The 22,413-nt window shown below is 38.8% G+C and carries 26 protein-coding genes; 5 read left to right on the top strand and 21 right to left on the bottom strand.

The window, feature by feature from the left end; genetic code table 11:
- Positions 1–8 precede the first annotated feature (8 nt).
- The 6 genes from MKX82_RS23215 to MKX82_RS23190 form a co-directional block, all read right to left on the bottom strand.
- A complete protein-coding gene (locus tag MKX82_RS23215) occupies positions 9–635 on the bottom strand; it encodes a YesL family protein (protein WP_341080439.1) in 627 nt (208 codons plus the stop codon).
- 15 nt (positions 636–650) lie between these two features.
- The gene (locus tag MKX82_RS23210; RefSeq protein ID WP_341080437.1) at positions 651–1,976 is read right to left on the bottom strand and encodes a glycoside hydrolase family 125 protein; all 1,326 of its coding nucleotides are present in this window, start codon (positions 1,974–1,976) and stop codon (positions 651–653) included.
- Positions 1,973–4,675, bottom strand: a complete 2,703-nt coding sequence (locus MKX82_RS23205) for an alpha-mannosidase (protein WP_341080435.1) — start codon at positions 4,673–4,675, stop codon at positions 1,973–1,975. The genes MKX82_RS23210 and MKX82_RS23205 overlap by 4 nt, the downstream gene beginning before the upstream one ends.
- Positions 4,676–4,934: 259 nt before the next feature.
- Positions 4,935–5,690: an SDR family oxidoreductase gene (locus MKX82_RS23200; protein ID WP_233315555.1), complete on the bottom strand. Its 756-nt coding sequence runs from the start codon at positions 5,688–5,690 to the stop codon at positions 4,935–4,937.
- 305 nt (positions 5,691–5,995) lie between these two features.
- Positions 5,996–7,195 carry an MFS transporter gene (locus MKX82_RS23195; protein WP_233315556.1) on the bottom strand — a complete coding sequence of 400 codons (1,200 nt, stop codon included), beginning with the start codon at positions 7,193–7,195 and terminating at the stop codon, positions 5,996–5,998.
- Positions 7,196–7,394: 199 nt separating this feature from the next.
- Positions 7,395–7,796: a MerR family transcriptional regulator gene (locus tag MKX82_RS23190; RefSeq protein ID WP_237944046.1), complete on the bottom strand. Its 402-nt coding sequence runs from the start codon at positions 7,794–7,796 to the stop codon at positions 7,395–7,397.
- A 168-nt stretch (positions 7,797–7,964) separates the two neighbouring features.
- Between MKX82_RS23190 and MKX82_RS23185 the strand changes: the two genes are divergently transcribed.
- The gene (locus MKX82_RS23185) at positions 7,965–8,297 is read left to right on the top strand and encodes a carboxymuconolactone decarboxylase family protein (protein ID WP_233315558.1); all 333 of its coding nucleotides are present in this window, start codon (positions 7,965–7,967) and stop codon (positions 8,295–8,297) included.
- 4 nt (positions 8,298–8,301) lie between these two features.
- Positions 8,302–8,697: a cupin domain-containing protein gene (locus MKX82_RS23180; protein WP_341081615.1), complete on the top strand. Its 396-nt coding sequence runs from the start codon at positions 8,302–8,304 to the stop codon at positions 8,695–8,697.
- 43 nt (positions 8,698–8,740) lie between these two features.
- Here MKX82_RS23180 and MKX82_RS23175 read toward each other — a convergent pair whose 3' ends face one another.
- On the bottom strand, positions 8,741–9,655 hold the full coding sequence (locus MKX82_RS23175) for an AraC family transcriptional regulator (protein WP_341080430.1): 915 nt from the start codon (positions 9,653–9,655) through the stop codon (positions 8,741–8,743).
- Positions 9,656–9,842: 187 nt separating this feature from the next.
- Between MKX82_RS23175 and MKX82_RS23170 the strand changes: the two genes are divergently transcribed.
- The 3 genes from MKX82_RS23170 (at position 9,843) to MKX82_RS23160 (ending at position 12,736) form a co-directional block, all read left to right on the top strand.
- The gene (locus tag MKX82_RS23170) at positions 9,843–10,130 is read left to right on the top strand and encodes an HPr family phosphocarrier protein (RefSeq protein WP_233315561.1); all 288 of its coding nucleotides are present in this window, start codon (positions 9,843–9,845) and stop codon (positions 10,128–10,130) included.
- Between the two features lie 280 nt (positions 10,131–10,410).
- On the top strand, positions 10,411–12,144 hold the full coding sequence (locus MKX82_RS23165; RefSeq protein ID WP_237944040.1) for an ABC transporter ATP-binding protein: 1,734 nt from the start codon (positions 10,411–10,413) through the stop codon (positions 12,142–12,144).
- A gap of 175 nt (positions 12,145–12,319) precedes the next feature.
- Positions 12,320–12,736 (top strand): DUF1284 domain-containing protein, encoded by a 417-nt coding sequence (locus MKX82_RS23160; RefSeq protein ID WP_341081613.1) that lies wholly within the window; start codon positions 12,320–12,322, stop codon positions 12,734–12,736.
- A 46-nt stretch (positions 12,737–12,782) separates the two neighbouring features.
- Here the strand turns inward: MKX82_RS23160 and MKX82_RS23155 are convergent, their stop codons facing one another.
- The 14 genes from MKX82_RS23155 to MKX82_RS23090 form a co-directional block, all read right to left on the bottom strand.
- Positions 12,783–13,247, bottom strand: a complete 465-nt coding sequence (locus MKX82_RS23155) for an NUDIX domain-containing protein (protein ID WP_237944038.1) — start codon at positions 13,245–13,247, stop codon at positions 12,783–12,785.
- Positions 13,248–13,249: 2 nt separating this feature from the next.
- Entirely contained in the window at positions 13,250–13,795 is a 546-nt protein-coding gene (locus MKX82_RS23150; RefSeq protein ID WP_341080427.1) for a uridine kinase, read from the bottom strand.
- Positions 13,796–13,822: 27 nt separating this feature from the next.
- Positions 13,823–14,431 carry a transglutaminase-like domain-containing protein gene (locus MKX82_RS23145; RefSeq protein ID WP_341080425.1) on the bottom strand — a complete coding sequence of 203 codons (609 nt, stop codon included), beginning with the start codon at positions 14,429–14,431 and terminating at the stop codon, positions 13,823–13,825.
- 54 nt (positions 14,432–14,485) lie between these two features.
- Complete coding sequence (locus tag MKX82_RS23140) at positions 14,486–14,683, bottom strand: acetyltransferase (RefSeq protein WP_233315566.1); 198 nt, start codon at positions 14,681–14,683, stop codon at positions 14,486–14,488.
- A 109-nt stretch (positions 14,684–14,792) separates the two neighbouring features.
- Positions 14,793–15,428 (bottom strand): GyrI-like domain-containing protein, encoded by a 636-nt coding sequence (locus tag MKX82_RS23135; RefSeq protein ID WP_341080423.1) that lies wholly within the window; start codon positions 15,426–15,428, stop codon positions 14,793–14,795.
- Positions 15,425–16,315: an anti sigma factor C-terminal domain-containing protein gene (locus MKX82_RS23130; protein WP_341080421.1), complete on the bottom strand. Its 891-nt coding sequence runs from the start codon at positions 16,313–16,315 to the stop codon at positions 15,425–15,427. The genes MKX82_RS23135 and MKX82_RS23130 overlap by 4 nt, the downstream gene beginning before the upstream one ends.
- A gap of 140 nt (positions 16,316–16,455) precedes the next feature.
- Positions 16,456–17,190 carry a polysaccharide deacetylase family protein gene (locus tag MKX82_RS23125; protein ID WP_341081611.1) on the bottom strand — a complete coding sequence of 245 codons (735 nt, stop codon included), beginning with the start codon at positions 17,188–17,190 and terminating at the stop codon, positions 16,456–16,458.
- 474 nt (positions 17,191–17,664) lie between these two features.
- Positions 17,665–18,261 (bottom strand): NADPH-dependent FMN reductase, encoded by a 597-nt coding sequence (locus MKX82_RS23120; protein ID WP_233315569.1) that lies wholly within the window; start codon positions 18,259–18,261, stop codon positions 17,665–17,667.
- A gap of 16 nt (positions 18,262–18,277) precedes the next feature.
- A complete protein-coding gene (locus MKX82_RS23115) occupies positions 18,278–19,261 on the bottom strand; it encodes a ring-cleaving dioxygenase (protein WP_233315570.1) in 984 nt (327 codons plus the stop codon).
- Positions 19,262–19,405: 144 nt separating this feature from the next.
- On the bottom strand, positions 19,406–19,795 hold the full coding sequence (locus tag MKX82_RS23110) for a DoxX family protein (RefSeq protein ID WP_341080418.1): 390 nt from the start codon (positions 19,793–19,795) through the stop codon (positions 19,406–19,408).
- A 90-nt stretch (positions 19,796–19,885) separates the two neighbouring features.
- Positions 19,886–20,824, bottom strand: a complete 939-nt coding sequence (locus MKX82_RS23105; protein WP_233315572.1) for a ring-cleaving dioxygenase — start codon at positions 20,822–20,824, stop codon at positions 19,886–19,888.
- 231 nt (positions 20,825–21,055) lie between these two features.
- A complete protein-coding gene (locus tag MKX82_RS23100) occupies positions 21,056–21,673 on the bottom strand; it encodes an NUDIX hydrolase (RefSeq protein ID WP_233315573.1) in 618 nt (205 codons plus the stop codon).
- A gap of 12 nt (positions 21,674–21,685) precedes the next feature.
- Positions 21,686–22,060, bottom strand: coding sequence for a nuclear transport factor 2 family protein (locus MKX82_RS23095; protein WP_341080414.1), 375 nt, complete (start codon positions 22,058–22,060; stop codon positions 21,686–21,688).
- Between the two features lie 14 nt (positions 22,061–22,074).
- Complete coding sequence (locus MKX82_RS23090; RefSeq protein WP_233315575.1) at positions 22,075–22,323, bottom strand: hypothetical protein; 249 nt, start codon at positions 22,321–22,323, stop codon at positions 22,075–22,077.
- Between the last annotated feature and the right edge of the window lie 90 nt (positions 22,324–22,413).

Below are 22,413 nucleotides of genomic sequence, written 5' to 3'. Positions count from 1 at the left end.
TATGTTAGTTAATATTGATGCTGTACTCTACTCTCTAAAAAAGCAAATCTGCTCAGACAAACCTTCATCATCCAAAAAGCAGGAGCCACCGCAGAAATGAAGGGGATGAGACCGGGCATCTGATTAATCAGGCTCCCAATCACAAAAAAGCCTGCACCAATTCCTATCGTTGATGGTAAGCTCGTTAAAGTGATCAGAAATGATTGTTTAATATATTCCTTATTCGACAACTCGTAATGAACATAAACAGCAAAGAAATAGCTTACTACTAATAACAGAATCAGCAGCATAATGGAAAAAATGATAGACAGGAAGCTGGCCAAAACACCTGACATAAAGGTTTCTGTCAATCGGATATCAAGATAAAGAAACAGGCCTATGCTGTAAAAAAAAACAAGGCCTATTTGATTGCTTCTCTTCCATTCTTTTAAATACACTTGCTTAAAGGTTTTCCATATTGGGAAATCTGTATCCTTCCGCAGCCATTTACGCACAATTGTAAACAGGGCGACAGTCGCTGGAAAAAAACCAAAAATCCCTAGTCCTAAGACGATAAAGGCAATCCAGCATAAGTTTACGAAGATTCCTCGCCATATCCATTCACACACAACAATAATCGATGAACCTTTCTTCAATTTTGGCCACCCTTTCTATTTGGTAATGTGTTTCTGCAATTGATGATACAGAGGACTCCCTTTAACTGCTTTACCTGTTAAACTGAGTACAAATTCGCTGAACATTGTATTAGCCCACGCAAACCAATCTCTTGTAAATTCCTCAGGACAATCTGCGTTAAAGCCTTCGTGCATAAAATTTGTGCCGCCATCTGTGTTTTTGAATGAAGCTAAAATCTGTCGTTTTTCCTCCGCACTTGCTGCTGTCATCCCTTGAATAGCTAAGGCAATATGCCAAATATAGTGGTCTGGAGTATGCGGGCTGCCAATCCCATTTGCGAATTTGCCTTCGTAATAATAAGGATTATCCCTGCTTAAAAGAAAATTCCGTGTGTTGAGATAGGTTGTATCATCAAAATGTTGGTACCCTAAATACGGAGCTGCCAGCAAGCTTGGAACATTGGCATCATCCATTAAATGCACACGACCTTCTCCGTCCGTTTCATAAACGTACATCTCGCCGTAAATCGGATGCTCTAATTTCGCATACTGCTCTATGCCTTGCTTGATTTCCTTCTGAAGCTTTAAGCATTCTTCCTTTAAGGAAGCATCATTTAATACCTCACCACTTATTTCTGCAGCATATCCTAACACGACTACCGCAAACATATTAGCCGGAACAAGATATCCGTAGGTGCAGGCATCATCGCTTGGGCGGAAGGCGCTCCAGGTCATGCCAGTAGGGATCACCCGGCCGCCTTTTCCTTGGCGGATTAATGTATCTGATTGGCGCACATCTGCCCGCTCAAACCGGTATGATGACTTGTTTTCGTGATCTTGCTCTGTTCTCCAAACTTCAATAACCGTCTCACACACCTCTTTGAATGTTTCCTGTATATACTTAGTCCGTCCAGTTGACTTCCAAAATAAATAAGCAAGCTGAATGGGATAGCATAACGAATCAATTTCGTATTTCCGTTCCCAAATATGCGGAGTCATATCGGTACAATCGGTTTGGTGCCCTCTGCCGTTTTCTGTTTCGTTAAATGCGTTTGCATATGGATCATGCATAATGAAAGCAAATTGCTGACGAATGACTCCTTCAAGTAAATCAGCAAGCTCTTCATCCTCCTCTGCAGCAAGTAAATACGGGCGCACTTGGGCAGCTGAATCTCTTAACCACATCGCCGGAATATCTCCAGTTACAACAAAGGTTTTTCCGTCTGCCAGCTTTTTCATTGTTGTTGTATACGTATTAACGAAGCATTGTTCAAACATTTGCTGCAGCTTTTCATCCTCAGGAAAAAAATCCTTTACATGTTGAATTAATTTTTGCAATGATTTTGGAATTGCTGTTGTCATAGTCTCTCTCCTTTTTGAAAACCGATAGTTATAATTTCATGACCTGCTGCATTGTAGTGATTACTAGATTCATTGCTTCTTTCTTCAAGTATCGTACTCTTATAGGCTGCAAAATCTGTCCCTATAGAAGCCTTTAGATTGCCGCTTTCTGGGCTAGGGTTAAACCAACGAATCATTATGTCATCACAATCCTCTGCCAGTTTCATAGATGTCCACGCTAGCCCTTCTGACTCCCACTTCACAAATCTGTGTTCAGCAGGCAATTCCCCCTTATGTGCACTGGTTTGAATAACCTGAAGAGGAACTTTATATTGATAAGCGTCCACATATGCCTTTGATGCAATAACATCATTCTCATGGATAAAAACTTGCCACTCAGCTGTTTGAGTCCCTAAGCATTGTGCTTCAGGTGTCGGGAAATATCCCCAGTCACCAAGCTCAGCTACAGAACGAAGTACGGTGATGGCAATCGTTCCGTCTTCTGGCAGAATTTCATATTCTTGAAGGCCATCCGTCACTACAGTGAAGCCCTTTTTTTCATCAGCAATGCTGGCAAAACGCTGCAGATGATGACAAAAGCTAGGGTTTTCCCACTCTTGTTCCGGAATATTGGGACGAGTCACAATCTCAAAAATACTGTCCGCACGATGTGTATCCGTTTCCATTTTTGTTGGAAACAGGACGCGCAGGCGATGATCTGTTGCTTGATTATCCATTGTCAGCTTGAAGGCTGGTCCCTTCATCCCCTTTTCGAGAATGGCTGTTGTGCGCAATATAATCTTTTTCGTATCGCATGATCTGCCTGCTTGCCTGTCTTTATGCCAAATTAAGCTGTTTCGTTCCATGGCAAGCTGATTGTCTGCTGAAGCAGGAATAGTTAAAGTGTGTGTGAATTCAAGCTCTGTTCGAAGGGATGTTCTTTTTACTAGACGAAATACAGCTGGAACATTCATTGTAGTTATACGCTGCCCCTTTGCTTCCTTGAACATATATTCATTTCCAACATCCCCTGTGTCCTCGTAAATACCGAGGTGATTCAAGGTCTTGCCTGTTGCTTTATCTGTTAAATTATATGTACCATCATCATGAAAGAGGACGTGAACATATTCATTTTCCATTTCCATGGCTTTGTCAGCTGTGTGTTCCTGAATCTCTTCAGCAAACTGCTCCTGTGGGATAAGATAGAAGCTTTTATAGCCGAATGCTGGGATTCCTTCAGCAAAAAAAGACAGCTTAGCCCGCTTAGCAAAAAACGGCTGGCGAAATTTATCACTAGGCAAATCATAGTCAAACTCAATCACTGGCTCTTCCACAAAACAGTTGATGCTCTTTCCGTCTTGATCAACTAATCTGTATGCAGGCATGGCTTTTTCCTGTAAATAAGCTGGTATTTGTTCAAAATGCATCTCTGAGAAATACACTTTTTCTAAATCGACTGTTTTTTCAACAACTTCATTTTTATCCCATCCTGTTGTATTTAAGACTACAAGCGGAACTGCCCCCTTTGGTGTTTTAGAAGTATCAATTTTACCTGCAAGCTCCGCACCGTGCTCACGAACGAATACTTCACCCATTTGCATAACTGTTTCAAAACGGGTCACCATTTCGCGATGAACTTCATCAACACTGCAGCCGCAAATACTGTCATGAGGATGATTTTTCATTAATGATTTCCACATGAAGCGCAAATATTCTCTTGGATACTTTCCTCCTGCTAAATAGCCAAAAGTTGCGAGCGGTTCTGCAATCTTTTCCATAAGAGCTTGACAATGATTGTTCCACTGCTTTAAGTAAATGCGGCTGGATGCTGTATTTACAAGCGTCGACCAGCCATCTGTTCGTTGATTGCGCAATTCTCCTTCAATAACTTGGAGTTCGTCAGGCAGATTTGCTTTTAACGCTTCTGTATAATCAGCGAAGCTGGAATGCTTAAAAGAATAGCCAGGGTAGAGGCGCGTTGCGGTTTCAATGGCCTTTGGAATTGTTTTTTGGAGCGGCTGATGATCACATCCGTTCATAAACAATAACTGATTTGTGGACGCATATTTTTCCGCATCCTGCAGTTTGCGGTCCCAAAATATTTTCGCTTCCGCTTCATCAACTGGTATTTCATTACCGTTTGAATACCAATTAGCAAAAAGAATTCCTAGTACTTCAGAGCCGTCTGGCGCCTTCCAAATCATCTCAGAAAAAGGTGATTCGAAATTAGGAGAATCTGACACCATATTATTAAAGCCAGTAGGTTTTACGCCTCTTCCAAAAGCAGCTGTATCAATGCCAGCTTGCTTTAACAGCTGTGGTGCCTGCCCGTAAATGCCAAAAGTATCAGGAAAATACCCAAGCTTTGATACATGCCCATAGTCTTTTGCATCATGCAAACCTATTTGCAAGTTCCGTACATTGGCTTCCGAACTTGTTAAAAAAGCATCCTGCAGCACATACCATGGTCCAATATGAAGCTTTTTGTTTTCTATTAATTGCTTGACTGCCTCCCGTTTCTCCGGATGAACAGCAAAGTAGTCCTCTAACAGTACAGTTTGACCATCCAGATGGAAGGATTGAAAAGCATTTCCTTCTGCTTGAAACTGGTCTAACAATTCATTCATCAGTTTTAGAAAATAGTAACGGTGCTGTTCAAAGGACAGATACCATTCCCTGTCCCAATGAGTGTGGGAGATAATATGTGCCGTTTTTTTCATTGATTTTACCCGCCTTTCTTTATGCCAGCTTTAAGAAAACGCTATCATTTTAGAATTATTGCTTTTCTTTCATTTTAATCATCCTGCATGACAGAGCAATAGATTGGGGGGAAGTTCTATAGATTTTACAGTGTATCTAATATTAGTCCATGAAAATGATTCATGCCATCAGGTTTGTCCCCTTTTTTGCCTTTTCCAATAAATAAAAATCAAAAAAGCTGTGCCAATGAATCATAGCACAGCTTTGTGAATCACTTATTTAACCTCTAATAAATCCACCTTCTGAATGGATGATCTGTCCAGTTATCCACTTTGCTTCCTCACTTGCAAGAAAAGCAATGGTGGATGCAACATCTTCTGGCAGCCCAATGCGCCCCATCGGAAATTTAGGCAGCAGATGCTCTCTTATTTCATCGTTCATCCACGTGGAATCAGTAGGTCCTGGGTTTACGGCATTAACTGTAATTCCTAATGATGCAACCTCTTGTGACAGTGACTTTGTGAATGCGGAAATAGCACCTTTCGTTGCAGCATATGCAAGCTCTCCCGGCATTGGTCCGATATCTTGTCCTGATGTCATATTAATAATTCTGCCTGCTGTGAAACCAGACTTTGGAAAACGGCGGACAAACTCGACACAAAGCAGAAGAGTGGTTCTCATATTAACTGCATAATGTTCATCAAGCGTTTTAGCATCAAGTAATTTGTATCCATCATTCTTTGAATGAGCTGCGTTGTTTACTAGAATAGAAGGAAAACCAAGTTTGGTTTCCGCTGTATCAAATAAGACATATGCAGCATTTGCATTAGCTAAATCAATTTCTAAGCTTTCACAACGGACTCCTACATTAACCATTTCTTGCTGAAACTCCTCTACCCAATCATTTTCAGCTTTCCAATACGTAAAGAAGATATTTATCCCTTGTGATGCTAATTTTCTGCAAATGGCTGTTCCAATGTCTCGTGGGCTGCTTGCACCTGTTATAATTGCTGTTTTATTTTTTAATTGAGTCATTAATATCTCCCCTATTCAAGGGACACACCGATATAGATAACAGATCCAATTGGACTCTGCTTAGCAGCGGAAATAAATAATTCCTACCCCGCATCCCTTTAATGATATTTAAATACCGCAACATACAACTTCCCTATCAGGATTTGTTTCGATTCGATAGTCATTAAAGAGTTAGCCACATATGAAATATTAATTCCCCTTTCTTCCATCTCTGCTTTTATTATATTTTCTTAGAACATTGGAGACAATTATTTTTAGAACATTTCCACAAAAAAGAACCTCCACCGTAAGTGAAGGCCTTTTGTTTAGTATGATACTTCATTTAACGCTTTTTCTTTCCACACGACAGTAAGGCATAAGCCTACTATCATAACAACGCCTGCAAAAAGGAATGGGAAATTAATATTTAGATCAAATAAAATTCCGCCTAGGGCAGGACCAAAAATATTTCCTAAGCTTGTGTAGGTTGAGTTCATTCCAGCAACAAAACCTTGCTGTTTGCCAGCCGCTTTGGACAAAAAAGTTGTCAATGCTGGGCGCAGCAGATCGAATGCTAAGAAAATAAAGCATGTAACAAGCAAGACAACGATAAATCCTGACATAAATGTCGAAACGAAGGCTAATACTGCACCAACAATTAAACAAAGCTGGATAACCCTTTTTTCACCAAGCTTATTTACTAATTTACCGAACCATGCAATTTGAACAATAACAGCGAAAATGGAACTAATCGTAATAATTGTGGCAATATCCTTCGGTGTGAAGCCAAACTTATGATCAGAGAACAGGCTGAACACCGTTTCATAAGCAGATAAACCAAAGGCAAGAACAAACACAATGATAAAGGCAATCAGATAAATCGGATGTAGTGATTGTTTCAAGTCTTTCAAGAAGTTAGTTTTCTGACTATTTTCAGCAAGCTCAGCAAGCTCACTCTTAGACAACGGCTCTTTCAAAATAAAGACAGATGTGAATGCTGCCAGGAATGCAATCGCAGCAGCAAAGAAAAACGGCATTCGAATGCCAAAGTCAGCGATAAAGCCCCCTGCTCCCGGGCCAATAATAAAGCCCGTGCTGATTGCAGCAGAAACATAGCCCATCGCTTTTGATCTTTCCTGAATGGTTGTAATATCTGCAACATATGCCGTTACAGCTGGCATAATAAACGCAGCGCTGACACCACCCAATATTCTCGATATATATAATACAGCAACATTGGTTCCCAATCCGAAAATCAATTCAGACACTCCAAATATTACAAGACCGATAACAATCATCTTTTTTCTGCCAAACCGGTCTACCCATCTTCCTGCAAAAGGTGACACAACAAGCTGCGAGAAAGCAAACACAGCAACAAGATAGCCCATTGTGCTTCCTGTTATATGCATCATGTTCATGAAAGAAGGCATGACAGGAATAATCAAGCCTATTCCTAAAAATACGATAAAAAGATTGCTTAATAAAATAACTAAAACCATTTTTTGTTCTTTGATTGGTTTTTGCATATGCACTCACTTCCCTAGTAAGATGTAATCTTTTATTTGCGAAACCATTCTAACGAACGGTCGTTAGTTATCATACCAAATAAAAGCACTTTCAGCAATTACTCTTACTTTTTTACAACAAATTTTTTTAAAACAGCCTCTTTAGGATGCTACATATAGAAGAAATTATAAGGCTAATGGGTTTATGAAACCATTAGCCTTATTTTGACTTTTCATGATGATAAAGAACAAAATCGTATTTGTTACCGTCTAGCTGATCTTGATAAAATTCAATTTTACTGGTTAAGATATTCATACTTTCCTGCAGCTCTTGTATTTGCTTTGCTAGAAGACTTTTCCGTTTTTCGAGAAGATCTTTTCTTTCTAAAATAGTCGATTCGCCTATTGCACGCCAATTTGTATATTGTTTCAGCTCTGTAATCGACATGCCGGAACTCTTTAAATGCAGCAAGAATTGAACCCAGCCAATATCCTGTTCTGTATATTCCCGCAGATTATTTTCATCTCGTCCGGGAGTTAATAGCCCTTCTTTTTCGTAGTATCTGAGCATGCTTGATGTTACACCGATAATCTTAGCAAACTCTCCAATAGAATAAGTCAAATGGTCCACCTCTATTTGTATATTGCTTTTAACAGCATTCACTTATGTAAATGCTTAAGAAAATAAACGATTTTCTTAAAAACTATCATCCATTCCCTTGCCTTAAAGTACACTTTAAGGTCTATACTTCATCTTGTAAAGCGATAGTTTAAGAAAGGAATGAGCTAAATGGCGGAAAAACAAACAGCTGGACGAGATTTATTAGGAGATTTTGCTCCAAAATTTGCTGAGTTAAATGATGATGTGCTATTCGGAGAGGTTTGGTCAAGAGAAAAAGAGCTCTCACCCCGGGACCGCAGCATGATAACAGTTTCCGCATTATTAGCAGGCGGCAACTTTGAACAGTTAACACCCCATTTGCATAAGGCAAAGGCTAATGGAATAACAAAGGAAGAAATCGCCGAAATAATTACACATCTTGCATTTTATGCTGGTTGGCCAAAAGCCTGGTCAGCATTCAACATTGCGAAATCAATCTATGAATCAGAAGAAGGCAGGTAATAATATGGCAAACGAACAGTTGAATAACAGCATCATTTTTCCACGTGGAGAAAAAGTGACAGCAAATTTTAGCGGGGATGCCTATTTACAGATGGTTTTCACAGACCCAAGTCCCCTTAATACTTCCATCGGTAATGTTACATTTGCTCCAGGTGCGCGCAATAACTGGCATTCACATAAAGTCGGCCAAGTATTGTTAGTTACTGGCGGCGAAGGCTGGTACCAAGAAGAAGGGAAAACGGCTCAGCTTCTTAAAGCTGGAGACGTAGTCAATATACCAGCTAATACAAAACATTGGCATGGGGCAACCAAGGACAGCTGGTTTGTCCATCTTGCTTTGACACCGGGAGAAACAGAGTGGCTGGAGCCTGTAAGTGATAGCACGTATAATTCTTTATAAGAAAAAGCGGACCGAACTCATAATTTCGGTCCGCTTTTTACTATTAGGCATTTTTGCTGTGTACTTGGTTTTCCCTAAGCTGTTTAATGTCTTCTTTAGGCGGTAGCCCAAACATTCGGGAATACTCTCGGCTGAACTGGGACGGACTTTCATAGCCGACCTGGAAGGCAACTTCTGCTGCGTCTGTTGCTTCTGCCAATAAACGCCTCCTTGCTTCCTGCAGCCTTAAGTTCTTTTGGAATTGTATCGGGCTCATTGCTGTAACTTGTTTGAAGTACCGATGCAGTGTCGCCACACTCATATTTACCTTTTCCGCAAGCTCTTCTATCCGGAAAGCTTCGACGTAGTGACGTTTAATATACTCAATTACTTCCCTAATTCGATAGACTTGGCTTCCTTCTAACGCCATTTGCTCTAATATGTTTCCATGTGGCCCTTGCAAAACTAAATACAATATTTCTTTCTTATAAAGTGGAGCCAGTACAGGTATATCCTGTGGTCTATCTAATAAACGGGCAAGGCGAGTTACTGCATCCAACAAAACTGGTTCTGCCTTGTCTATGAACATTGCTCTGTTCATCTTCTGGTTTGCTCTTTCATTTCTAGCTTCATCTAAAAGCGATAAAATTTCACTCGGTGTAAATTCAAGCTTAAATGCCAAGTAAGGTATTTCTTTAGAAGCTTTAATTACCTGTCCGGTTACCGGCAAGTGAACAGATGAAACAATATAGTCTTGAGGACCATACCGGAAGCGGTCACTAGCAAGTAGCACTTCTTTTTCTCCTTGAAGAATGATGCAAAACGACGGTTTAAATACGGCATGAATTGGTTCAGTAATATCAGATTCTCGGATAAAAAATAATGACGGAATAGCTGTTTTATTTGAACCTTCACTATTTGTAAAACGGTTTATAAGCTTGCTCAGCTCATTCAATTGATTTGTTGATAGTTCTGTCATAACTGCCTCCTTAAAACCTCACTCACTATTAGTGATTATAAACCAATTCCTGTAATTTTAGTAAGTGCTGTGAGAGTATTAGGCAATCTTTTGCGATGATTAGGTTACCGGTACACTGTTTTTCTATACCATAATAAAGATACAGACATCCATATTTTACCTTGGATGAAAGGAGTAGATTCAAAAAATGACAGAAATGCATTTTAACATTATTGCCATAACAGGATTTGCCCGCCCGGCATGTTTGTTAGTAAGCAGTGCCTCTATGTTTCAATCGCGAATTTTCCTCGAATATAATAACCGTTCAGTAAATCTACAAAACTCTCCCTGTGCCATAATGGAGGTTATGTCATTGGAAATAAAACCGGGAGCATATTTCAAGGTGTGGGCAGATGGTGCAGACGAACAGAAGGCACTGCAAGCAATCGCAAAAGCCTTAACAGAAGCATGGGGGCTTCTCCCTAATGAAGTCTAATTTTATACATAAAAAAGCAAGCGCTCTTAAGTTTGGTGCTTGCTTTCATCTATAGAGCGCAAAATGTAATTATTTAGGCACAATTAACTTACATACCTGTATTCTAAACATTCTGACTGCAGTATATAATGAATCTATCTAAGCTAAGGAGGAATTCAGATGAAAAACAAAAACATGATTTTATGCGCAGAAAACTATAAGGGGCGCACTGATTCATAATTTTTCAGATGTGTATCCCCTTATATGAATTATTTAAATAATACATTTAAGGGGTTAAAACATGGATTTTCCTATAAAGAAATTTCTTTCCTATTATCAGCCATATTTAAAGCAGTTTTTTTCCATTCTAGCTTGTGCTTTGCTCGCATCAACTCTAGCATTGGCTTTTCCATTGCTTGTGCGCTATATTACAAAGGATTTTCTAGCTGGAAGTTATTCGGCCGGATTGGATCAGATATATTGGGTCGGCGGGTTAATGCTTGCATTGGTTATCGTGCAAAATCTTATCTATTTTTATGTTGATTATAAAGGGCATGAGCTTGGTGCTCGCATGGAAACAGACATGCGAAGTGAGCTGTTTGCGCATATGCAAAGTCTGCCTTTCAGCTTTTTTGATAAAGAAAAAACGGGTCAGCTAATGTCCAGAATTACCAATGATTTGCTGCTCCTCTCAGAGCTGTACCATCATGGACCGGAAGATTATCTGAAATACAGCGTCCGCTTTTTCGGCGCTTTCGTTATTCTGTTTCATATCAATGCAGCTTTAACTATTGTTGTATTTTGTTTTACCCCAGTTTTGGCTATATGTGCCTTCTTGTTTAATAAGGTGGTTAATAAAGCGTTACGTAACAACAAAGAACGGATTGCCGAGGTTAATGCTCAGGTTGAGGACAGTTTAGCCGGTATAAGAACAGTGAAATCCTTTGTTAACGAACAAGAAGAAATACTAAAATTCAACCAAAAGAACAGCTCTTTTTTTGAAAGCCGTAAAAACACATATAAAGCAGAAGCAACTTTCTATAATATTTTTCAAGTATTGCTCCAACTAATCACTGTAACAGTAGTCGTCATCGGCAGTGCCAAAATTACCAACGAAACATTAGACTTAGCTGATTTGCTGACTTTTTTGCTGTATATCAACTTTATGATTGAACCTGTTTCTCATCTTGCACATATGAGCACACAGCTACAAGAAGGGATTACAGGCTTTCAGCGATTTATGGAAATTATGAAAACCAAACCTGAAGCAGAAACACAAAGCTTACCCAGAGCTGTCATAGCTGGAAAAGTGGAGTTTCGCCATATTTCCTTCCGCTATGAAGACCGTTTGCATAATGTTTTCGAGAATTTGTCTTTGTGTATACAGCCAGGTGAGTATGTCGCTTTAGTTGGGATGTCAGGAATCGGAAAGACATCATTATGTTCCCTCATCCCCCGCTTTTATGATGTGTCAGAAGGCAAAGTGCTCGTAGATAATATGGATGTCCGAGATTATAAACTCGATTATTTAAGAAGATCAATTGGCATTGTCCAGCAAGATGTTTATCTATTTACAGGCACCATTCTAGATAATATTCGCTATGGCAAGCCTGCTGCAACGATAGATGAAATAATCACAGCCGCAAAGCATGCTGATGCCCATGATTTTATTATGAACTTACCGAACGGCTACCACTCTGAAATAGGTCAACGAGGCATTAAGCTGTCTGGTGGCCAAAAGCAGCGCCTCAGCATTGCCCGAGTTTTTCTGAAAAACCCGTCCATTCTTATTTTTGACGAAGCGACAAGTGCCTTGGATAACGCAAGCGAAGCAGTTGTCAAGAAATCGTTGGAAGCGTTAACAAAGAATAGGACTACGATTGTAATCGCACACCGCCTGTCAAGCATTCGCAATGCAGACCGAATCATCATTTTAAATAAAGATGGTATTTTAGAGGAAGGCTCACATGATAAGTTAATTCGAAACAATGGAACATATGCCCAGCTTTACTCGCGACAATTCGATTTGAATTAGCTGCAAAAAAAATCAGCTTCCATAATATTGGCAGCTGATTTCTCATTAAATTGATTTTATTTAAACATGTAAAAACCATCTATATTTACGATAACATCATTAAATGTTATATTAATAATAAGTTAACCATATATTATTTATGGTTAACTTATTATTTTTACGGAGGATTAGAATGATGTATAAATTGCGAGGTCATCATCTTTTTTGTCTATTAGGATACAGAGGCATGGGATATTCAGAGGAATATGTAAAAAACATGACAAAACTGCATCAAACATTGAGAAATAATCCTCATACATATATTCAAATCGTAAATGAACCTGATCATTTATGCGAAAAATACCCAAACTCAGGGAAGTATCACTGTCAGGATGCACATATATATGAAAGAGATGCTGCCATTCTCAAAAAGTTAGGCCTTCAAATTGGCGAGATACTGCAGTGGCGGAATATTGAAGCAGCTGTTCGAAATCGAACTGTGCCTGCCGATATTCAAGTAGTATGTGAAACATGCTCTTGGCGTTCATACGGAGTCTGTGAGGAAGGCATTCAAGAGATGCATGATGGGAAGAGACTGCGGGAAATAAACTAATCAATGCTGCAGTATCTTTCCTCCTTTTTGGTTTCAAAAGCGTATATTAATTAATGTCTCCTAAATATACAGGTGTGGTGATATTTTGTGTATAGTTAATAATTTGTTGAAGCAGTTCTTTCGGATATATCCTGTAGTCAAGTAACTTATCGATAGGCAGCCATTCAAGACCGACTTGATTAGTGTCAGGATTTGCTGGTTTTGTTTTTTCACTTTGACCATTTTCTATATTACAAATAAAATAATGCTCAACTTGATGGAAGTCATAATCAAACGAAGCATGCTCATGGTTTTTGCCGATATATTCGCGAATAAAAACCAATGAACCGACTTCCACTTGTTCCCCGACTTCTTCCAGGCACTCTCTTCTAACGGCCTGTTCCAATGTTTCACCGTGCTCCTGCCCGCCGCCTGGGAATAAATAAAAATACCCTTCGTCGTCTTGATTCTTCGTTAACAATAACTTGTCATTATCTATGATTATTGCTTTAGCTGAAATCCTTATATTCATTACTACTTCCGCTCCTGTTTTATGTTAGTAAATATCCTAGCTGTTATTTCTTCCAGCTGTAAAGTACCATCGATTACTATATCAGCGCTTGGCTTTACTTTTTCAACCATGCCTTGATATGCGCGTCTGCCTTCATTCAAGTAACTTTGACAATTTGTTCGTATTTCAGTAATAGAGCTAAACTCATCACGAACTATCCTTCGGGCCATCGCAATATCTAACGGAGTGTCTATGTAAATAGATAAATCTATCAAATGCTGCAACTGGGTATTAAGAGTGGAGAACGGATAATCTAAAATAATAATTTCAACCGCTGGATTTTCAAGTGATGAGCAAATATCGACAACAATAGGTAGAACATCCCAATCATTATAATCTCCACTGTTCTTGGCCCATTCCCCAAAGTGATGCGGTCCTTTTAACTCATAGTCATCAAAATGAATAAGTTGCACTCCTTTATTCCACTTAGCTGCTAAGTGCTTTGCTACTGCCGTTTTGCCGCCGCCAGACACAGCAGCAATAGAAATAACGTAAGGTTTATGTTTCATAGGTTTTCCTCCACCGCTCTATTAAACTCAAAGCGCTTCTGGCAAACGCTCTTTATACATGGTAATCGCATCCTTATTTTCCTTAAGGACAGCAAGTACCTTCGGATGTGGATGAACGTATATGACAGGATAGTCCACTTCACCAAGCTCCTCGTTGATAGTAAAAGCTAGTTTTTCCTTTTCAATGGAAAACTGAGCATTAATTCCTTTTTTATTGCCTCTGGCATCCAATCTAATCCATTTTGAAAGGGATTTTATATACACAGCGTTTAATGCGTGCACACAGTATCCTTCTTCAGGAGTTTGAAACAGCAGCAGCCTCTGGTAACAAAAGCCTGTTGGAATTCCTTGTGACCGCAGAATTGCTGCTAGCAAATGCGACTTAGCATAACATATGCCTTGTTTATTTGCCAACACATCTGAAGCAGCACAAGTTACGAGCTTTCCCTGTATATCCCACGAATGATAAATTTCATCACGAACAAACTCAAAAGCCTTTTTAACCTTCTCCAAGTCTGAATATGTATTAACAAACAGCTCCTCTGAGGCAGCTTGAATGAGAGGATGAGAAAAATCAACTTCAACTTGTTCTTTTAAATAATCTTGAAGATTACTAGTTTCCAGAATGAGATTCATAACTATCCTCCATATCTATTTAGGAACAATTACATTAACTTACTATAAAAATATTCATTCTTTTATTTTGCTGGGATTTTCCACAAACGAACCAATAATATACCCGCAATCTGCACAATAGTATGACAGGATTGGCGAAGGCTCGCTTCTTCTATTTTCGTAAGCGTACATATGCAAAGCATTAACACCTGATGCGATAATCCCCTTCTTGATGTCACTTCCGTTGCAATTCGGACAGCTTGATTGATTCATATTCCCCACTCCAATCGAGGTTACTTGCTTCCTTGCAATAATCATACAAATATTGGTAGGTTTTAGTCAACCATATAAAAAGGGAACTGACTAAGTTCCCTTTTCCCCCTTATATTTCTGTTTGCATATGACTAATCTTATATCTTAATACTGTTTTTAAATTTGCTGAAGCTGCCTTTCTCGCATCAGATAAATATATTTCCCGGTGTTCAAGGGATATTCTCTCTAAGTTATTATTCTTAGTAAACTCATGCATTATCGCGAAGGTTTCGGGTTCATTATCATATGGACCTACATGGAGCATCTGCACACATTCTTCTTGTTCTGCTGTTTGGAAATATGCATCCTCCAGATAAGGATGAGGCTTCTTTTTCTTTACTTGTTCCATTACTAATTGGGCTAATTCTTCTGATACAAAGTCCGGCTGCCTGATCATAATCGTGTATAAAAATTCATCTTTATTTAATTCCTGCAGCTGCCTGCCTTTTTCTGTTAAGCTCCATATCCCTTCTAAAGGATAAACAGTATATTCGAAATACCCTTGAGGTGTATAGCCGCCTTTTGGCATCATCCGAATTGCATATGCAAGGGAATATAAGACCTTAATCTTTTCTGCAAATTCTTCTCCATTCGGATTTCCTTGTCCATCTATCATAAAAAACTTTTGCTCTGGAACAGTCACAAGCTCTGGTTTTGCTTTTGGCAAGTACAACCCCTTTTCATGTTTTCGCCATTCATGCTTCAAAGTGCCTGATCCTCCTTTTGTTGAGTAATTTTAGCGCCAATTGTAGATGCTCTGATTATCTTTAATTTCGCTAGAGTCTGCAGCTGTTCCGGTGTTCCAGAAACAACGGTGCCTCTTGCCTTAATATCCGTAACAGATGGGGCAGAGGTTTTGTTAAGCGCTGTTAAAATAAGCTGAGCTTCCTTGCGATATGTCTCTTCCTGCATTTGTTTTGCTAGCTTATTAAGAAAAAGCTGCCCTTTTATTTCGAATCCGGACCCATTTACTGGAAAACCGATAGCCGAATGCCCTTCCACATATGTGGTGTAATCTTCTGATTGTCCTTCCTCTTCTTTTAATTTTTTATCAACCGCTGAATCCAATTCGACCCATAGCCAATTAACATGCTTGGTGCCTAAAATATCTTCCAGCTCTGTTAATGAATAAGGCTTATCAAAGGAAATTGCGGCCTCCATCAATGTGTTTGTATCTTCTGTAACTGCTTTGTTCAGTTCTTGAGGAAGTGTAGCATACTCTACTTTCGGATCAAAAAAAAGCAGTTCATTACTTTCTTCGCCCTCAACCATCATCTCTGCGGAACTTATCAATTCCTCACTCCCAAGAACGTTTACCTTTTGCTCCATTGAACCAGACAAAATAATCTGATTTCCAACCTTTTTTTCCATTTGAAAATACGCAACTGCACTTAATAAATGATACTCCTTTCCATTACTCTTCCATTCTGTATTTGCACCCTTCACTTCATTTAAGACCATATTTTCCTGTTCCACTTGCCTTTTTAGATGAAGTATTGCTGCTGTGTAAATACAACCTATGATAATACATAATGCGATACCACCTATTAATAGCTGTCTATTTTTACTAATAGAAAGTTTCGTTAAAGTCATTCCTTTACATCCCCCCCTTTAATTAAGCTGCTTTTTTCTATCATATCTTATCTGATGGTAAGCGTCTTCACTTTAGCAAAAAATGCCATATAATATTCATATTTTTCGCCAGCTTGGCATAGAGTACACACCATTCCACCCTAATTTCCTTCCACTATTTTTGTAAATTCATCCAATGAGGTTGTGTACTTAATATAAATACGAGGCAGCAGATACTCCCCATCTTTCAAGCCTTCGTTAGCGTAATAGGCAGGAGTTGTAGTAAGTCCAAATTTATAGTACCTCTTTGCTTGCTCCATAACGCTACTGTTAAAGCTCCCATACGGATAGGCAACTGCTATCACTGGTTTGCCAGTAATCGTTTGAATAGTGTCTCGCGATCCTTTTAGTTCTGCTCGATAGTTTGTTATTTTTGTTAAATCAGGGTGTGTTGCTGTATGAGACTGGATGGAGATAATCCCAGAATCAGCAAGTTCTTTTAGTTCTGCCTTCGATAACCGATTAGAGCGACCAATAAAATCTGCAATAACAAAAAATGTTGCAGTCGGTTGGAATTGCTCTGTTTTCAATTTCCGAAAAATCTTATATACTTCCCAGTTATTTTTGTATCCATCATCAAATGTAAGAAAAATCGGCTTGTTAACCTTTGAAATGTCCTCCCAGCGCTCAAATGTTAATAAAGTGAAGCCAGCTTTTCGTAAATATTCAATTTGCTTTTCAAAGTTTTCAGGAGTAACATACAACTCTTTGGAGCCTTGTCCGGAAAATTCGTCAATTGAATGATAAATTAAGATTGGCACTTTTTGTTGAGCGGAAACAGAAGGTGGTATAACAAGGATGGTAAAAAGGAAAAGAAATATTCTAAGCATTTTCATCAATACAACCTCACCTTATTTTCTTTTTCTGTAGTTTCTCGCTATTAGTGGCTAATTATGTTTAGCCTTACTAGATAAGGTAATGGTCAAAGAGAAAATTTCAGCAGGTTAAATCTGTTATTAATGTTAATATTTTGTATAAGGAAGGAGCGTTTCCTATTTGTACAAACACAAACTTAATACAATAATAATTACAAGCATTTTTATTCTCATCATTGGTGTATTAGCTATTAACTTGATTGTTAAAAATCATCAGGAAAATAACCTTATTATTGAGAAATGTTTTGATCATTTCGAGAAGGTTGAGTCGGTAGTAATTAAGAAGGATAGTTTCTGGTCTCCAGTTACTTGTGAAAAAAAATAGATATATTACCTCAATAATCAGTGGGTAAGAAACTATAGAAAAGGAATCAATCAGCATTCTTCCAAAAAAAAGCCTGTGCACTGAAGCACAAGCTTTTTTTACTAACTAATTTATTTACGGATTGTTTTTAGAGCAGTAGACCATGGAATTACTTGGTCTAGCATTTGGTTAACAGAATCTGCTTGCACTTCTTTCGGTTTAAATTCTGTGCCGTTTTCAAAATCAGTGAACAAGGACAATGCTGGATGAACACGAACATCTGCAACTAGCAGCTCACCTAAAATGCCGCGTAAATGTTCTGCAGCGCGTGCTCCTCCGACTGAGCCGTACGATACAATTCCTGCTGCTTTGTTATTCCATTCATCACGCAGGAAGTCTAAAGCATTTTTTAAAGCACCTGTAATGGAGTGGTTGTATTCCTGCACAATAAACACGAATCCATCTTGTTTAGCAATAATTTCTGACCATGCTGCTGCACCTGATGCGTCTGCTCCTGGCTCACCAAGGAATGGCAATTTATAATCTGCAATATCAATGATTGTGTAGTTTGCGTCACCGCGTTTGTCTGCTAGTTCTTTTACCCATGCTCCTACTTGTGGACTTACACGTCCCTCACGAGTTGATCCTAATACGATTCCAATATTTAATTTTTCCATTTTTACTACCTCCTCTTGTTTTGTTCCAAATAATTTATTGAAAAAACCCATGTTCATTCCCCTTTTATTACAAGTATTCTTTGTCTATTTCTAAATTGCTGCGAACAGTGTTAATCGGGCGGACAAGCTTCTCAATCTCTTCCCGTTTTGATTCAAAAAATGGTGGCAGTGATAATTTTTCGCCTAGTGTTTCATATGGCTCATCCCCCATAAACCCAGGCCCATCTGTTGCTAGTTCGAATAATATTTGTGGTGCAACATTAGAGTACAGTGATCCGAAGTAGTAGCGCTCTACAAACCCGGAGTTTGGCAACTTAAAGCTTGCTAAACGGCTTTGCCACTGATCTAATTCTTTGCGATCGGCAACGCGGAAGGCAGCATGGTGAACAGTACCGAAGCCTTGTCTTGCTTGTGGAAGGGTATTATTGAATTCCACAATAACTTGTGCTCCGTTGCCGCCTTCTCCCATTTCAAACAGATGGAAGGAGCCTTCCTGAGCTGCTTCTCTCATTAAAAATACTTTTTCTAACACTTCTTTAAAATAATCAAAGTAAGAGGTGCGAACAAAGATTGGGCCAAGTCCAGTAATAGCATTTTCCAATGGAACTGGACCATTTTGCCAAGGTGTACCTGCTGCAACCCCTTCATTCTGTTCATCTGAAATCAACTGATATTGCTGGTCATCAAAATCAGCAAATGAAAGTATCTTTTTCCCAAATTGTTCTTGAATACCTTTATGCTTCACATCGTATTTGTCAAAACGTTTCACCCAATACTCAAGAGCTGCATCTGTCGGCACGCGGAAGGAGGTTTTGGAAATCTCGTTTGTGCCATGCACTCCCTTTGGAATACCAGGGAAATCAAAGAATGTCATATCTGTCCCAGGACTTCCAACATCATCAGTAAAGTATAAATGATATGTTTGAATGTCATCTTGATTGACTGTTTTTTTCACGAGACGCAATCCTAAAACGTATGTGAAAAATTCATAAATTTTTTCAGCGCTGCTAGTTATAGCGGTAATGTGATGAAGTCCTTTTAACTCATTCATGTAAGTTATCCTCCTATTTTTTATCTCGATTTCGAGATATGAGCGAAAAAAATATAAATACCTTTAATTAAAATATCTCTAATTCGTGATAATTATAACATTAACTTTTATTACGGTCAATACTAGTGTACCTCTAAATTTTCATTATAAACTTATTGCAAATGCTCCTGGACCAATTAATGCAAGTCCTATTGCCACAACTATTAGCATTAGGTTATATTCAAACCCGCCACCACCAGCAGCGAAGCCTTTAGAACCATGCACCTTTACAATTGCTCCTGCCATAATAATGGTTATAATAACTGCTGCTACAGGTAAAAACAAACCGAGAATCATTAAAATCCCACTTACAAATTCGCCCAGACCGCTTAAAAACGCTGCCGGAATACCTGGCTTTACACCGATTGACTCAAACCATCCGCCTGTTCCTTTAATACCATGTCCTCCAAATAAGCCAAACAGCTTCTGAGATCCATAATATAAAAACACAATTCCAACCATTATTCTAATTATAAGCAAACCTACATCTTCCATTACTATCTTCTCCTTTTTTATTCCATTTTATTTTACGAATGCTATCTAAAAACCTGGCGGGTGAAGCCATTGAAAATGGCTTCTGCCCTGTTAATCAAGTGGTCTTACTTCTATCGGAATAAGCACTTTTTCAAGCTGTGCTCTATGCTGCTCGTATTGAGCTGGCAGCTTTAAACTCTCTCCCATTGTTTGTTGAGATTCATCATGCGCAAATCCTGGAGGATCTGTTGCAATCTCGAATAAAATTTCTCCGTGTTCTTTAAAGTAAATGGCATTAAAGTAGTTTCTGTCACGAACAGCTGTTACTCCATAACCATTGTCTGCAATATATTCCTGCCAATCTAAGTGGTCTGCGTCATCAATAGCACGCCATGCAATATGGTGGACTGTTCCGACTCCCATCTGACCGCGGCCAATAGATGTTAATTTCAGATCGATGATATTACCAATATCAGCTGTTGCACGGTAGCGGGCAAAATCTCCTTCTTTGCCGACTAATTCAAGACCCATCACATTTTCCAGCAAGTCAGCCGTTTTTTCTGGCTGTGCGGATAATAAAGTAGCTCCAGCAAAACCTTTTATTGCGACTTCTGGAGTCACGCCACCAAAAGTCCATGTGTTTGTTTCTCCGTCTGCTCTTTCGACTATTTCTAGATGAAGACCATGTGGGTCATCGAATTCAAGATACTGTTCTCCAAATCTCTCCATTTTAGTAAATGGTATTTGGAAACTTTCCAGCCTTTTTTCCCAGAATGCCATTGCTCCTGCTGGCACTGCATACGCAGTAACACCAACTTGCCCATCTCCGATTACTCCTTGTTTTGCTCCGGCCCATGGAAAGAAGGTGATGATGGTACCAGGTTTTCCTCCTTCATTACCAAAGTATAGATGATATGTTCCTGGATCATCGAAGTTGACTGTTTGCTTTACTAATCTTAAGCCTAGAACCCCTGCATAAAAGTCTACATTTTCTTGTGGATGGCCGACAATTGCTGTAATGTGGTGAATTCCCATTGTTTTTTTGCTCATTATTTCTTCCTCCGCTTCATTAATTCATAATCTTTAGCATTTTCCATTTCATTGTTTACTTACACTTGTAATTGCATCCACTGTTAAGTGAATTTATTTCGAATTCGAGATATTTAACAAAAATAAAAGCAAAAACTTTTTTGTTTATCTCGATTTAAGATATCTTGAATATGAGATAATAATAAAACAAATATTAGTAAGTGTCAATACAAAAAAAAACTTTTTTAAAGATTAATCAAAATAAACTGGCTCATTAGCGTTATAATGATGTTTAAAAGCTATCTGGATTTGTGCTTCTGTATTTCTTGGCAGAGATAAAGGCGGCAACGCATCCTCCGCAAAAAATTGAACTTCACTTGTTTCTATTCCAACCTCAGCATTTCCGCCAATAATTTTACAGTGTATAAGTATCTTATATACATGCGAAGGAGACGGTGGATGGCCATGAAATTTCTTATCAAACACAGCCATTAATTTTGTTGCTTTCACATCAAACCCCGATTCCTCTTTCACTTCTTTAACAGCCACTTCACTTGGTGACAGTCCAATATCTCCCCAGCCGCCAGGTAGCGCCCATTTACCGTCAGTCTTTTCTTTCACCAATAAGATTCTGTTATTTTTAAACACAGCTGCTCTAATATCTACCTTTGGGGTGGCATACCCTGTTTCATTGGCAAACAAGTCTTTAATAATAGTGGAATCCACCTCTGTATGCATAGCCATTATCTCTACACTTATTTTACGGATTGCTTCGAACCTTTCTATATCATATACATCCTTTGAATACGATAAGCCTGCTTGGGAAATCGCTTGTAGTTGCTTCGACCATTCCAGCCATTTAGGTTCCATTTACTTACCCCCTTATACTCTTATTAAATATGTAGTCATTTCCTTAATGATATTTTTACCAGCACTAACGAAGCTGTAAACATGACAGAAGGAAATTTGGCTGTTATTAGCTGTTTTATAGCTGCCGTTAGCGGCGGCCGTACTGCCATGTGTAATAATATGATGGATTCCGACTTCCACTATGTTATCAGTGCAATTTTTATGGAAGCTATCTAATACTTCTTTTTTTCCACAAATTCTGTCACTCCCTGCTATTGTCCAAATAATATCAGCAGCGAAAGTTGCTTCCAGCTCAAAAATGTCTTTTTTTGCGGAAGCTATAAGATGATTTTGGATAAAAAGCTTCTTAGGGGAGTTCCCACAATCTTTTGCACTCACTACTTTCATGCTACCCCCCCTTATTAATTAAATGCCCCAGAACTATACTTATCCACCAACAATGACTGAATATATTCTCTGCATTCAGCTGACAAAAATGATCTTTTGGCATGTATAAGATCTCCGTACGGCATAGCTCCGACAAATTTCACCTCGCCGGCAAAGTTTTTCTCTAAGTTAGCATCAAAACCTGCTAACTTTACAAATATAGTTTGCTGACCTGTCTTTTCAAAGTCTATTATGGTCAGCTCATGATGACGTGCTTGTGACATTTGTTACCCCCTGATTGAAATTACTCCTATATGTTCATTTTATAAAAAGGCTATATCCACATTATTATGTTCAGGCGCGGGATGCAAGCA

The organism is Niallia sp. FSL R7-0271 (genome assembly GCF_038005785.1).
Taxonomy (GTDB): domain Bacteria; phylum Bacillota; class Bacilli; order Bacillales; family Cytobacillaceae; genus Niallia.
Note: the sequence above shows the minus strand (reverse complement) of the source record. Positions and strands in the feature narration are given on the sequence as shown.

Bases quoted from the DNA above. Each gene is read 5' to 3' on its own strand.
- MKX82_RS23210 (WP_341080437.1), bottom strand. From the start codon at position 1,976: ATGACAACAGCAATTCCAAAATCATTGCAAAAATTAATTCAACATGTA.
- MKX82_RS23205 (WP_341080435.1), bottom strand. From the start codon at position 4,675: ATGAAAAAAACGGCACATATTATCTCCCACACTCATTGGGACAGGGAA.
- MKX82_RS23200 (WP_233315555.1), bottom strand. From the start codon at position 5,690: ATGACTCAATTAAAAAATAAAACAGCAATTATAACAGGTGCAAGCAGC.
- MKX82_RS23195 (WP_233315556.1), bottom strand. From the start codon at position 7,195: ATGCAAAAACCAATCAAAGAACAAAAAATGGTTTTAGTTATTTTATTA.
- MKX82_RS23185 (WP_233315558.1), top strand. From the start codon at position 7,965: ATGGCGGAAAAACAAACAGCTGGACGAGATTTATTAGGAGATTTTGCT.
- MKX82_RS23180 (WP_341081615.1), top strand. From the start codon at position 8,302: ATGGCAAACGAACAGTTGAATAACAGCATCATTTTTCCACGTGGAGAA.
- MKX82_RS23175 (WP_341080430.1), bottom strand. From the start codon at position 9,655: ATGACAGAACTATCAACAAATCAATTGAATGAGCTGAGCAAGCTTATA.
- MKX82_RS23170 (WP_233315561.1), top strand. From the start codon at position 9,843: ATGACAGAAATGCATTTTAACATTATTGCCATAACAGGATTTGCCCGC.
- MKX82_RS23165 (WP_237944040.1), top strand. From the start codon at position 10,411: ATGGATTTTCCTATAAAGAAATTTCTTTCCTATTATCAGCCATATTTA.
- MKX82_RS23160 (WP_341081613.1), top strand. From the start codon at position 12,320: ATGTATAAATTGCGAGGTCATCATCTTTTTTGTCTATTAGGATACAGA.
- MKX82_RS23155 (WP_237944038.1), bottom strand. From the start codon at position 13,247: ATGAATATAAGGATTTCAGCTAAAGCAATAATCATAGATAATGACAAG.
- MKX82_RS23150 (WP_341080427.1), bottom strand. From the start codon at position 13,795: ATGAAACATAAACCTTACGTTATTTCTATTGCTGCTGTGTCTGGCGGC.
- MKX82_RS23145 (WP_341080425.1), bottom strand. From the start codon at position 14,431: ATGAATCTCATTCTGGAAACTAGTAATCTTCAAGATTATTTAAAAGAA.
- MKX82_RS23140 (WP_233315566.1), bottom strand. From the start codon at position 14,683: ATGAATCAATCAAGCTGTCCGAATTGCAACGGAAGTGACATCAAGAAG.
- MKX82_RS23130 (WP_341080421.1), bottom strand. From the start codon at position 16,315: ATGACTTTAACGAAACTTTCTATTAGTAAAAATAGACAGCTATTAATA.
- MKX82_RS23125 (WP_341081611.1), bottom strand. From the start codon at position 17,190: ATGAAAATGCTTAGAATATTTCTTTTCCTTTTTACCATCCTTGTTATA.
- MKX82_RS23120 (WP_233315569.1), bottom strand. From the start codon at position 18,261: ATGGGTTTTTTCAATAAATTATTTGGAACAAAACAAGAGGAGGTAGTA.
- MKX82_RS23115 (WP_233315570.1), bottom strand. From the start codon at position 19,261: ATGAATGAGTTAAAAGGACTTCATCACATTACCGCTATAACTAGCAGC.
- MKX82_RS23110 (WP_341080418.1), bottom strand. From the start codon at position 19,795: ATGGAAGATGTAGGTTTGCTTATAATTAGAATAATGGTTGGAATTGTG.
- MKX82_RS23105 (WP_233315572.1), bottom strand. From the start codon at position 20,824: ATGAGCAAAAAAACAATGGGAATTCACCACATTACAGCAATTGTCGGC.
- MKX82_RS23100 (WP_233315573.1), bottom strand. From the start codon at position 21,673: ATGGAACCTAAATGGCTGGAATGGTCGAAGCAACTACAAGCGATTTCC.
- MKX82_RS23095 (WP_341080414.1), bottom strand. From the start codon at position 22,060: ATGAAAGTAGTGAGTGCAAAAGATTGTGGGAACTCCCCTAAGAAGCTT.
- MKX82_RS23090 (WP_233315575.1), bottom strand. From the start codon at position 22,323: ATGTCACAAGCACGTCATCATGAGCTGACCATAATAGACTTTGAAAAG.